Below are 13,596 nucleotides of genomic sequence, written 5' to 3' on the forward strand. Positions count from 1 at the left end.
CATGACAGCAACATTTAAGGATTTTCGAAATAATGTAAAACCAAACTGGTGTCCGGGATGTGGAGATTTTTCTGTACAAGCAGCTATTCAACGTGCGGCAGCAAATGTAGGGCTTACTCCTGAAAATTTAGCTGTTGTATCAGGTATTGGTTGTTCTGGACGTATTTCAGGATATATTAATTCGTACGGCTTCCATGGTATTCATGGAAGATCATTGCCAATTGCTCAAGGAGTTAAAATGGCAAATAAGGATCTTACAGTTATTGCATCTGGTGGAGACGGAGATGGATTTGCTATTGGGATGGGTCATACGATCCATGCTATTCGTCGTAATATTGATATTACGTATATCGTAATGGATAACCAAATTTATGGACTGACTAAGGGACAAACTTCTCCACGTAGTGATGCAGGCTTTGTAACAAAAAGTACACCGCAAGGTTCAATTGAGTCATCACTTTCAGTTATGGAAATGGCATTAACAGCAGGAGCAACCTTTGTTGCACAAAGCTTTTCAACTGATTTGAAAGATTTAACTGCTTTAATTGAGGCCGGGATTAACCATAAAGGTTTTTCTTTAATCAATGTATTTAGTCCGTGCGTAACTTATAATAAAGTTAACACTTATGATTGGTTTAAAGAAAATCTTACAAAACTAAAAGATATTGAAGAATATGATCCACATAATAAAGAGCTTGCTATGCAAACTTTAATGAAACATAATGGCTTAGTAACAGGATTAATTTATCAAAATACAGAGCAAAAATCATATCAAGAAATGATCAATGGATATAGCGATAAACCGCTATCGCAAGCGAAGCTGGATATTGATGAAGAAGAATTTAATAAATTAGTTGCAGAATTTATGTAAGTAGATAACGAAGGGCTGATGATTAATCATCAGCCCTTCTGCATGTAAACAATGTAGTTCAATGAATGTAAAAATGTTGAATAAGGCATACTTTAATAGAAAACTTGTTATTTTGATTGGGGTGTCAACATGAAAGCTGTAACATACCAAGGTCCGAATAATGTTGTTGTGAAAGAAGTTGAAGATGCTAAATTAGAAAAAAAAGATGATATTATTGTTAAAATAACTTCCACTGCTATATGTGGTTCAGATTTGCATCTATACCAAGGAAATATGCCATTACCTGAAGGGTATATTATCGGACATGAGCCGATGGGAATAGTAGAGGAAGTCGGTCCTGATGTGACAAAAGTAAAAAAGGGGGATCGAGTTGTTATTCCATTTAATGTGTCTTGTGGTCAATGTATTTATTGTAAACATGACTTGACAAGCCAGTGTGATAACTCTAATCCACATTATGATTCCGGTGGTTATTTTGGATATACAGAAAAGTTTGGTAACCATCCTGGAGGACAAGCAGAATATTTAAAAGTACCATTTGGTAATTTTACTCCATTTGTTATACCTGAATCGTATGAATTAGAGGATGAAGATCTTTTATTTTTATCTGACGTTCTTCCAACCGCCTATTGGAGTGTCAAAAATGCAGGAGTAAAAAAAGATGATACTGTCATTATTCTTGGAAGTGGTCCTATTGGATTAATGGCACAAAAGTTCGCATGGATGGAAGGGGCAAAACGTGTCATTGCAGTTGACCACCTTAAATATCGTTTACAACATGCAAAGGAAAAGAATAAAGTTGAAACCTTTGATTTTACTGAATATCCTGACATGGGTGAACATTTAAAGGAAATAACAAACGGTGGAGCAGATGTTGTGATTGACTGTGTCGGCATGGACGGAAAAAAATCGCCTTTAGAATTCATTGAACAAAAACTAAAATTACAAGGTGGGACGCTAGGACCGATTCAAATTGCAACAAAAGCTGTTAGAAAAGCAGGGACAGTTCAAATTACTGGTGTTTATGGCGCAAATTATAACAACTTTCCATTAGGTGCTTTTTTTGTAAGAAATATTACCTTGAAGATGGGACAAGCTCCAGTAATACCGATTATGCCAAAATTATTTGACATGATTACAGATAAACAATTTGATCCGAAAGATATTATTACTCATCGAACCGCATTAACAGATGCAAAAGAAGCATATAAAATATTCAATGACCATGAAGATAATTGCATAAAAGTTGTACTAAAGCCTTAGGAACTACTCATACAAAAATACTCAGAGAATGACTCTGAGTATTTTATATTGTTTAGGAAATTATTCTTGTACTTTGGACAATCGTGCGACATTCAGCTCCAGCGCCTAGCACCTCGAGGTTATAAGCCAATTTGGAATTAAAAGGCTAAGAACACCTTCTATTCCAAATCGTCTTATTTGCCCTAGGGTGACCAAGGCGCTTGCGCTTTTGTTCTGTAATTGAAAATCATCGATAACATCATGTAAAATTAAGTTTCAGTTATTTTTCTTATTATAAAAGATAGAGTAAACTAGAAAAAAAGAATTGTAAATTAGTAGGTGTAGGAAAGTCATGAAAATAATTATTGCTGAAAAGCCTGATCAAGCTTCAACCCTTTGTGGGCAATTTCAACGAATAAAACGCGATGGGTATTTTGAAATTAAACCTAATGAGCTTTTTCCAGATGGAGCTTATTGTACATGGGCAATTGGACACTTAACACAATTAAGTTCACCAGAAGCATATAAATCAGAATGGAAAAAATGGTCTATCTCAATGCTGCCGATTATACCGGATAAGTTTCAATACGAGGTCACAAAATCAAAAGCAAAACAGTTTTATACTATCAAGCAGCTTCTTACAAATCCAGCAGTTACAGAAATTATACATGCAGGTGATGCTGGTCGTGAAGGTGAATTAATTATTCGAAATATTATTCAGCTATCAGGGGTCAAAAAACCTATTAAAAGATTATGGATTTCATCATTAACACCTGCATCAATATACGAAGGCTTTAAACAATTATTAGATGGAGAAAAAACAAAAAATTTATTTTTTGAAGCTTATTCTCGGGCATGTGCTGATTGGTTAGTCGGTATGAATGCATCAAGAGTATACTCTCTTTTATTAAAAGATCATGGAATGAATGACGTGTTCTCAGCAGGGCGTGTTCAAACACCTACTCTTGCTCTTATTGTAAAAAGAGAGAGAGAGATCGATGACTTTAAACCAGAGCCATTTTGGGAAATTATCGCAACCTTTAAGATAAACGGGAAAAAGTACAAAGGGAAATGGCATAAAGATCAGCAGACTCGTATCATGGATCAAGAACTTGCTAATAAGATTGCAGCATTTTGTACAGGAAAGAAAGCTACGATTCAGGATTTAAAAACCGAACGTAAAGAGTATCAGCCGCCACTTTTATTTAATTTGTCATCACTACAGGCAACTGCTAACAAGGCGTTTAAATTTTCTCCTAAGAAAACGTTAGATATTGTTCAGTCTTTATATCAAAAAGGAATCGTTTCATACCCGAGAAGTGATTCAACGTATGTAACCAAAGGTGAGGCAGAGCAATTTCCAGGCATTCTACAAAAGCTAAGTGGTTTTGATGAATACAGTGATCTTTTTCCACTGCCTAAACAATCAATTTTAAACAATTCACGTTATGTAAATGAAAAAAAGGTGACAGATCACTATGCAATTATACCAACTGAACAAGTACGAGATCCTAAGAAGCTATCAGCAGATGAACAAAAAATATACGATATGATTGTTCGTAGATTAATCGCTGCACACTATGACCAGTCGATTTTTGATTATTCCACTCTCATCACACTAGTTGATGGTCGCGCTGAATTTATAACAAAAGGAAAACAACAAATTCAAGAAGGCTGGCGTAAAGTTATTTTCCAGAATGACAAAGAAAAAGATGAGCTACTTCCTAATCTTCAAAAAAATGATAGCGGAGTGGTAGACAAAATTGATACAAAAGAAGGAAAAACACAACCACCTAAACGTTACACAGAAGGTCAATTAATCACCTTGATGAAAACAGCAGGAAAATATTTAGATAATGATGAGCTTGAAAAAGTATTAAGTAAAGTAGAAGGCCTAGGAACAGAAGCAACAAGAGCAGGTATTATAACCATGCTTAAAGATCGAAAATATATTGAGATTAAGAAAAACCAGGTTTATGCAACAGACAAGGCAAAAGTTTTAATCAAAGCAATTGGAGATCAAATTTTAGCTTCGCCAGAAATGACGGCCAAATGGGAACAGAGACTTTCAGAAATTGGTGAAGGGCTAGCGTCACCTTCTGTATTTATGGAACAAACGAAAAAACTGTCATCTAAAATTGTGTCAGATGCTATGGCTGTTTCATCCTCTTGGAATTTTGATGGTTTAAAGGTTGAATCAATTCAACGAACTTCTTCAAGATTTACGATTGGAAAAAAGGTTGGGAATTGTATGGTATGTGATGGAGATGTTGTCGACAAAGGCGAATTTTACGGATGTACAAATTACAAAACAAATCAATGTAAATTTACTATTTCTAAAAAAATACTTGGAAAGAAAATCTCTCAAACTAATGCACAAAAGCTTTTAAAAGAAGGGCAAACAAATGTAATTAAAGGTTTTAAAAAGGGAGAAAAAACATTTGATGCCAAACTTGAATGGAAATCTGGAAAAATAAGTTTTCTGTTCGAAGTTAATACTAATAATTTGTAGAATTGGTTTTTAATCGAATTAGTGAAAGCCTTTGAAACATATTTGAAGGCTTTCATAGAATTTAAGTTTACATAATTATATTATAGGAATCTAAGGACATACCTTAAAAATTTCCATAAAACAATATTAGCCTTTTTTAATGAAAACGTGTAAAATTTAAGTCAGTATGTGTTGAGGATTGTTTTCTTACTAGATAATCGATATACTTTTATGTTGTACGTCTTATGATTAAACATACTCGTACAATTTTTCTAATAGAAAAAATTAATTATGAATTTGTAAGAGATGGATGTCTGTGAAAAAACAGATTGAAAGGAGAATGACACAATGAATGAACAACAACGTAAGGAAAGCACGCAAGTAACTCCTTCGGACAAAAAATCCGACAAGGACTACAGCCAGTATTTCCAATCTGTATATATGCCGCCTTCCTTAAAAGATGCTAAGAAGCGTGGGAAGGAAGAAGTCAAGTATGATGGTTTCTCTATTCCTGAAGAATTTAAAGGAATGGGACAAGGCCGTAAATTCTATATTCGCACATATGGCTGTCAAATGAATGAGCATGATACAGAGGTAATGGCGGGAATCTTCATGGCCCTTGGTTATGAGCCAACTGATGGTGTAGAGGATGCAAATGTCATTTTGCTTAATACATGTGCAATTCGTGAAAATGCAGAAAACAAAGTATTCGGTGAGCTAGGTCACTTAAAAGCATTGAAAAAAGAACGTCCAGATTTATTATTAGGTGTTTGTGGTTGTATGTCCCAAGAAGAATCTGTTGTAAACCGTATTCTAAAGGTACATCCATTTGTGGACATGATTTTTGGTACTCACAATATTCACCGTTTGCCACATATTTTAAATGAAGCATATCTTTCGAAAGAAATGGTTGTTGAAGTTTGGTCAAAAGAGGGAGATGTTATTGAAAATCTTCCGAAGGTTCGTAAAGGAAATATTAAAGCATGGGTTAATATTATGTATGGCTGTGATAAATTCTGCACGTATTGTATCGTTCCTTATACACGTGGAAAAGAACGTAGCCGTCGTCCTGAAGAAATCATTCAAGAGGTGCGTCATTTAGCAGCTCAAGGGTATCAGGAAATTACACTTCTAGGTCAAAATGTTAACGCATATGGAAAAGATTTCGACGATATTGAATATGGATTAGGCGATTTAATGGATGAAATTCGTAAAATTGATATTCCAAGAATTCGTTTTACAACAAGCCATCCTCGTGACTTTGATGATCACCTAATTGAAGTCTTGGCAAAAGGTGGAAACCTTTTAGATCATATCCACTTACCTGTTCAATCAGGAAGTTCAGACGTCTTAAAAATTATGGCTCGTAAATATACACGTGAAAGCTATTTAGAGCTTGTTCATAAAATCAAGGAAGCAATGCCTAATGCATCTTTAACGACAGATATTATTGTAGGTTTCCCTAATGAAACAGAAGAGCAATTTGAAGAAACTCTTTCTCTATATCGCGAGGTAGAATTTGATAGTGCCTACACATTCATCTACTCTCCGCGAGAAGGTACACCTGCAGCAAAAATGAAGGATAATGTACCTATGGAAGTGAAGAAGGAACGTCTTCAACGCCTAAACGCGGTTGTTAATGAGATTTCTGCTAAGAAATTAAAAGCTTATGAGGGTCAAATTGTTGACGTTTTAGTAGAAGGGGAAAGTAAAAATAATCCTGATGTTCTAGCAGGTTACACTGAGAAAAGTAAGCTAGTAAACTTCAGAGCACCAAAGTCAGCAATCGGGAAAATTGTCAAAGTAAAAATCACAAAAGCAAAAACTTGGACATTAGATGGAGAAATGGTAGAAGAAGCGGTTGAGGTGAAATAAGATGACAACAACTTATACAAAAGACGATATCGTAGCAAAAGCACGTGAACTAGCAAAAATGATTTCTGAATCAAAGGAAGTAGATTTCTTTAAACGTGCAGAAGCACAGTTAAATGAAAATCAAAAGGTTCGTGAAATGATTGCAAGTATTAAAAGCCTGCAAAAACAAGCTGTTAACTTCCAACATTATGGAAAACACGAAGCACTAAAACAAGTTGAGGCTAAAATTGATAAAATTCAAAACGAATTAGATGAGATTCCAATCATTCAAGAATTTAAAGAATCTCAGATCGAAGTAAATGATTTGCTTCAGTTAGTTTCACATACGATTTCAAATAAAGTTACGAATGAAATCATCACGTCAACTGGCGGGGACTTATTACAAGGGGAAACAGGATCTAAACTAAGAAATTCTCCTGGTAGTAGTTGTTCTTAATTATCATAAAAATAATTGCAGCTTTTTAGGGATTCGAAGGGACTATTCGAATCCCTTTTTTGGTCTAGGAAATTATAAAATTCTTGTACTGTGAATAAGCGCCCGGCATCCAGCTTCGAAGCACAGAACACTGCGGTTTTAGGCTGCAAGCGACTTGAGCTAGGCTGTTCAAGTCGCTTGCGCTTTTGTACTTTGTATTCAAAAATAGGCATAAGTTTTATTCATTTCTCATACATTCTTCTGAAAAGCCTTTTTAATTAATAAAGGCAATTTTCTGTGTCAAACAACAATAAAAATAGGCCATTATTTTTCTTTTTACACATGCACCTTTTTTTATTTTTAGGCACATATTCTGTAAATCTAGCATACAATGTACTATACGTTACATGTATTGGCGTAACATGTCATGAATTCATTTAATTACTTAGCACATCTGTTATTAGCCTAGCATAGGATTAAATGAAGATTTATTGAGGAGGGTATGCTCGAATGTCTGAATACAGAGAAATCATTACGAAAGCTGTTGTTGCAAAAGGACGTAAATTTACTCAATGCACACATACGATTGCACCATCACAAAAACCAGCGAGCATTTTAGGTGGTTGGATTATAAACCATAATTATGATGCTCAAAAAAATGGCAGAACAGTTGAAGTAGAAGGTACTTATGATATTAACGTATGGTATTCTTACAACGAAAATACAAAGACAGAAGTTGTAACAGAACGCGTTAAATATGTAGATGTCATTAAATTGAGATATAAAGATGACAATTTTCTTGACGACGAACATGAAGTTATCTGTAAAGCACTTCAACAACCAAACTGCCTAGAAGTAACTATTTCACCGAATGGAAACAAGATTATCGTTCAAGCAGAGCGTGAGCATCTTGCGGAAGTCATTGGCGAAACTAAAGTATGTGTTCGTGTAAATCCGGAAGGCTGCGATGATAATGATGATGATTGGGAAGAAGAATTAGATGATGAGTTTGAAGATTTAAATCCGGAGTTTATAGTTGGAGATGTAGAAGAATAACTAGGGGGGAGCGACCTCCTAGTTTTTTGTATTTTATTAAAGATTTTTGTGCTGCGTAAATTTCCCTATTAGTTAATCCCACTGCAATTTGTCGATTTATGTTATAATGGACTGTATGAAAAAAGTACGTTAACAGTGGTATTGGGGGTTTAACATGGCTACTTATACGCCGATGATACAGCAATATTTAAAGATTAAGGCAGATTATGAAGATGCCTTTTTATTTTTTCGTTTAGGAGATTTCTATGAAATGTTCTTCCAGGATGCAATCTCTGCATCTCAAGAACTTGAAATTACATTAACAAGTCGTGACGGTGGGGGAGAGGAAAGAATTCCGATGTGTGGAGTTCCTTATCATTCTGCACCTAACTATATAGAACAGCTTATTTCAAAAGGATATAAAGTGGCAATTTGTGAGCAAACAGAAGATCCAAAACAAGCCAAGGGTGTCGTGAGAAGGGAAGTAGTACAACTGATTACACCCGGAACAGTAATGGATGGAAAAGGTATTCAAGACAAGGAAAATAACTATATTGCTTCAATTACTGTTTTCGACTCTTTATTTGGTTTAGCACTAAGTGATTTAACAACAGGAGAAAATCTTGTAGCACTTTGCGCCAGCTTTGAAGACCTGCTTAATGAGATTTATTCCGTAGGTGCAAAAGAAGTGGTGATTTCAAATGATCTTCGAGAAGATTGGAAAAAACAATTAGTTGACCGCTGTCAAGCAACATTGTCCTACCAGTCTGAATCCATTATTCCAGACAATTTTAAACCATTGATTCAGGACGTTCGTGATGAACGCCTTGTTACTGCTTTTGCGAAACTTTTAACATATCTAGAGCGAACCCAGAAGCGAAGTCTTGATCACTTACAAAACGTAAAAGTATATTATCTTCAAGATGCAATGAAAATTGATTTGTTTTCAAAACGAAATCTCGAACTAACTGAAACTATACGTTCAAAAGGAAAAAAAGGCTCCTTACTTTGGCTTCTTGATGAAACGAAAACAGCGATGGGAGGCAGATTGTTAAAACAGTGGGTAGACAAGCCTCTCGTTAATCGTAACCAAATAGAAGACCGATTGATGATGGTCGAAACATTAATTGAAAATTATTTTGAGAGAGAAGATCTAAGAGAGTTGCTAAAAGAGGTATATGACCTAGAACGATTAGCAGGAAGAGTAGCATTTGGAAATGTAAATGCAAGGGATTTAATACAATTAAAAAAATCCTTGCAACAAGTTCCAGCAATAGCCGATCTTTGTTCGGGATTACAAAATGAGCATTTCGCTTCAAGAAAACTTGATGCATGTACTGATTTAGCAAACCTGCTTGAAGATAGCATCATTGATCACCCGCCTCTTTCAATTAAAGAAGGGAATATTATTAAGGATGGATATGATCAGCAATTAGATCAGTATCGAGATGCAAGTCGTAATGGAAAAACGTGGATTGCTCAATTGGAGCAGCAAGAACGTCAAAAAACTGGAATAAAGTCCTTGAAAATAGGCTATAACAAAGTATTCGGTTATTATATCGAGGTGACAAGAGCAAATCTTCACTTATTAGAAGAAGGCATGTACGAAAGAAAACAAACCTTATCAAATGCTGAGCGATTTATCACTCCAGCCCTTAAAGAAAAAGAATCACTTATTTTAGAGGCTGAAGAGAAAATTGTTGAGCTAGAATATCAAATATTTGTTGAAATTCGAGAGAAAATTAAACAATATATTCCTAGATTACAAGAATTAGCTAAACGATTAAGTGAGCTGGATGTTTTACAATGCTTTGCAACAGTTAGTGAACACCGTCATTATTGTAAGCCGATGTTTTCGAAAAATAATGAGCTTTTTATAAAAGATGGCCGTCATCCTGTTGTTGAAAAAGTGATGGATTCTCAGGAATATGTAGCAAATGATTGTTATTTCGGTCAAGATCGTCAAATGCTGCTTATTACAGGCCCAAATATGTCTGGTAAAAGTACGTATATGCGTCAAGTTGCATTAACTGCGATTTTAGCGCAAATTGGTTGTTATGTACCAGCTTCTGAGGCCGTCCTCCCGATTTTCGACCAAATTTTTACAAGAATTGGAGCTGCAGATGACCTCATTTCTGGTCAAAGTACCTTTATGGTGGAAATGCTTGAAGCGAAAAATGCAATTGCTCATGCTACATCGCAAAGCTTAATCCTTTTTGATGAGATTGGGAGAGGTACTTCCACCTATGATGGAATGGCGCTTGCTCAAGCAATTATTGAATATATTCACGAACATATTGGAGCAAAAACATTATTCTCAACTCATTATCATGAGCTGACGATTCTTGAAACACAACTGAGCTCATTAAAAAATATTCACGTAAAAGCAATTGAAGAAAATGGTAAAGTTGTGTTTTTACACAAAATTGAAGAGGGTGCAGCAGATAAAAGCTATGGTATTCATGTCGCAGAGCTTGCTGAGCTTCCAAGTCCGCTTATCCAGCGTGCAAAGGAAATATTAGCTGAATTAGAGGAAGACCGTATAGATACAATACCAACTCGTAAAAAGGAATCAATTGTAAAAGAAGATGCTTATAAAGATTCACAACTTTCTCTATTTCCTGATGAACAACCTGTTCAAGTAAAAGAGCCGGTTCTGACTAAAAAAGAAAAGACTGTTCTCGAACTATTAAAAACAATCAATCTGCTAGAAATGACACCTCTTGATGCAATGAATGAACTTTACCAATTACAGAAAAAAGTAAAATAGGATTAGACACACTATCATAAGGCGGTGAAATCATGGGGAAGATAATACGTCTTGACGATATGCTTTCAAACAAAATTGCAGCTGGAGAAGTAGTAGAGCGACCAGCATCAGTTGTCAAAGAATTATTGGAAAATGCAATTGATGCAAATAGTACAGTTGTTGAAATAGATGTAGAAGAAGCCGGCTTGAGTAAAATACGGATTGTTGATAATGGGGATGGAATTGAACCAGATGATTGCCTTAATGCTTTTCACCGGCATGCCACAAGTAAAATAAAAGATGAAAATGATTTATTTCGTATCAGGACATTAGGATTCAGAGGTGAGGCTTTACCCAGTATCGCCTCTGTATCCATATTAGAAATGAAGACAAGCACAGGGGAAGGTGCAGGTACACATCTTATTTTATCGGCTGGAAAAATTGAAAAGCACGAATCGACCTCCAGCAGAAAAGGCACAGACATCACCGTAAGAAACCTATTTTTCAATACACCAGCACGTTTAAAATATATGAAAACAGTTCACACAGAGCTTGGAAATATAACGGACATTGTCAATCGAATTGCCCTTGCACATCCAGAGGTTTCCATTCGATTAGTTCATAACGGTAAGAAGCTCCTTCATACAACAGGTAACGGAGATGTTCGACAAGTATTAGCGTCCATATATGGGCTTTCCATAGCAAAAAAAATGAAAAAACTATCGTTAGAATCTTTAGATTTTGAAGTTAATGGTTATTTAGCATTACCAGAACTGACACGAGCTTCTCGAAATTATATTTCAACCATTATTAATGGTCGTTTTATCAAAAATTATCCTTTAGTGAAGGCGATCCAACAGGGGTACCATACTTTACTGCCGATTGGACGTTTTCCCATTGTCTTTTTAGAAATAAATATGGATCCATTGTTAGTAGATGTCAATGTGCATCCATCAAAGCTAGAAGTTCGTCTTAGTAAAGAAGCCGAATTAAATGAATTGATTACGAATGGAATAAAGGATGTTTTTAGACAGCAACAGCTTATACCGTCTGTGGAAGATCCAAAAACAAAAACAGTTAAACCATCTGAAGAACAGCAACAATTTATATTTGAGCATCATGCAGAAGCAGTGACTAAAAAAACTCCGACATATTTCGAACCTGTTCAGAGCTCATATGTAAAGGAAGCAATCAAAACTCAACCTGATGAAGAATCCCTTCACGGTTTGGCTGAAAATGAAATAGATCTTAATATGGAATCACCATCAGACGATCTTGAATATGTTCAACAAGTACCGGAAATTGAGCCAATACAAGGTGAAACTCCACATATTGAAGAAATGGAAGAAGTTATAGAGCAAGAAGATCGTGTTCCACCTTTATACCCAATTGGTCAAATGCACGGAACATATATTTTAGCTCAAAATGATCAAGGTCTTTTTATCATTGATCAACATGCTGCACAAGAACGAATAAAGTATGAATTTTATCGTGAAAAAGTCGGTCAAGTTCAATCGGAGGTACAGGAGCTTTTAGTTCCTTTAACTTTTGAGTATTCGAATGATGAAGCAATGATCATTGAAGCACACTTAGATACATTAGCAAGCGTTGGGATATTCCTAGAACCATTTGGTCGTAATAGTTATATTGTTCGTTCACATCCACAATGGTTCCCCAAAGGTGATGAAGCATCCACAATCGAGGAAATCATTCAACAGGTGCTCGATGAAAAAAAGGTGGAAATAAAAAAGCTTAGAGAAGAAGCGGCGATCATGATGAGCTGCAAAGCATCAATTAAAGCAAACCATCACCTACGAAATGATGAAATTTTCGCTTTATTAGAGGCGCTAAGAAAATCATCTGATCCATTTACATGTCCACATGGCCGTCCTATTATTATCCATTATTCGACATATGAGATGGAGAAGATGTTTAAGCGTGTGATGTAATTTCTATGAGGGTTAAACTCTTGAAATATAAGGGTTTAACCCTTATTTGTATTTGATTTGACCACATTTCTACCACATTCATTGCTCTGAGCTCAATTTCATTAACGCCTTTTAGAAATTTTCTGCTGATTGTAACCTGTAAATTTGGTGTAACATGACTATACTTATCCAAAGTAATTGACACATTAGCATAGCTAATCAATCTGATACAAACTTAGGACTTTCACCAATCTCTAACAAAATTGTAATATGTGTATGTCTTAGTTCATGGAATCGTACTCTTTTAACACCTGCTAATGTAGTATAATGAGTGGTCAACAAAAATTCTTTTTTTGTTAAAAAATGATTTTGGAGATCTTCTTTTTATTGTGTTTAACATAATTTATGTTTAGCAACATACTTTTTATCCTTCTTGTATGAACTAACATGAAGTTTAGTTAAAAAAAGGAATGTGGCATAATTACTTATCCTCCTGTTCCCATGTAATATTGATCTGTTCTTTCTCTAGTTTGTTGGGATTTGCTCACCACTCGTACCATCAGAAATTGATACCCATAGATGATAACGGCAAAAGAAAGTACAATAAGGTAGATTAAATATTAAAGAATTATAATTAATTATTTTTTTGATAAGGTAGTTAGGATACCCTCTATATTCTAAACAAAAATGATGTTTTAACTGTTCTTCAATTGGTGCATTACTACAATAACGATCTTCAACAATCAGACACATTTCTGGAATAAGAAATGTGTCTTTATTAATTTCTTTAATTAATTATTGGATCAGAGCATGGAAGATTGTTTATATATTTGGATACACTGAAAATGGAATCTATAAATCGAGGTGGAATTACTTATGACTTCAAAGAGGCACAAAGTTTTAAATTTGTTTTTGATACTAATTCCCTGGTTTTCGATGTTTTTTATAGGAAAGCATAGTTTAAAACGTTATTCAGTATCTAGTTTTATT

General features: G+C 35.0%; 8 protein-coding genes. All 8 read left to right on the forward strand.

Going from position 1 to position 13,596, the window contains the following annotated elements; all coding sequences use genetic code 11:
• The first annotated feature begins 1 nt into the window (after window position 1).
• The 8 genes from AC4GZ8_RS03825 (at window position 2) to mutL (ending at window position 12,627) form a co-directional block, all read left to right on the forward strand.
• Window positions 2–871 carry a 2-oxoacid:ferredoxin oxidoreductase subunit beta gene (locus AC4GZ8_RS03825; protein WP_491080499.1) on the forward strand — a complete coding sequence of 290 codons (870 nt, stop codon included), beginning with the start codon at window positions 2–4 and terminating at the stop codon, window positions 869–871.
• Window positions 872–1,000: 129 nt separating this feature from the next.
• The gene (locus AC4GZ8_RS03830) at window positions 1,001–2,134 is read left to right on the forward strand and encodes a zinc-dependent alcohol dehydrogenase (RefSeq protein WP_491080500.1); all 1,134 of its coding nucleotides are present in this window, start codon (window positions 1,001–1,003) and stop codon (window positions 2,132–2,134) included.
• A gap of 331 nt (window positions 2,135–2,465) precedes the next feature.
• Entirely contained in the window at window positions 2,466–4,625 is a 2,160-nt protein-coding gene (locus AC4GZ8_RS03835; RefSeq protein WP_491080501.1) for a DNA topoisomerase III, read from the forward strand.
• A gap of 327 nt (window positions 4,626–4,952) precedes the next feature.
• The gene (miaB, locus tag AC4GZ8_RS03840) at window positions 4,953–6,479 is read left to right on the forward strand and encodes a tRNA (N6-isopentenyl adenosine(37)-C2)-methylthiotransferase MiaB (RefSeq protein WP_491080502.1); all 1,527 of its coding nucleotides are present in this window, start codon (window positions 4,953–4,955) and stop codon (window positions 6,477–6,479) included.
• A gap of 1 nt (window position 6,480) precedes the next feature.
• Window positions 6,481–6,915, forward strand: a complete 435-nt coding sequence (gene ricA, locus AC4GZ8_RS03845) for a regulatory iron-sulfur-containing complex subunit RicA (protein WP_491080503.1) — start codon at window positions 6,481–6,483, stop codon at window positions 6,913–6,915.
• Between the two features lie 489 nt (window positions 6,916–7,404).
• Window positions 7,405–7,950 carry an outer spore coat protein CotE gene (cotE, locus tag AC4GZ8_RS03850; protein WP_491080504.1) on the forward strand — a complete coding sequence of 182 codons (546 nt, stop codon included), beginning with the start codon at window positions 7,405–7,407 and terminating at the stop codon, window positions 7,948–7,950.
• Window positions 7,951–8,104: 154 nt separating this feature from the next.
• Complete coding sequence (mutS, locus tag AC4GZ8_RS03855) at window positions 8,105–10,699, forward strand: DNA mismatch repair protein MutS (RefSeq protein ID WP_491080505.1); 2,595 nt, start codon at window positions 8,105–8,107, stop codon at window positions 10,697–10,699.
• Window positions 10,700–10,731: 32 nt separating this feature from the next.
• Window positions 10,732–12,627, forward strand: coding sequence for a DNA mismatch repair endonuclease MutL (mutL, locus tag AC4GZ8_RS03860; RefSeq protein WP_491080506.1), 1,896 nt, complete (start codon window positions 10,732–10,734; stop codon window positions 12,625–12,627).
• The last annotated feature ends 969 nt before the right edge of the window (window positions 12,628–13,596 follow it).

The organism is Metabacillus sp. RB-C-LZQ-3-1, assembly GCF_058315175.1.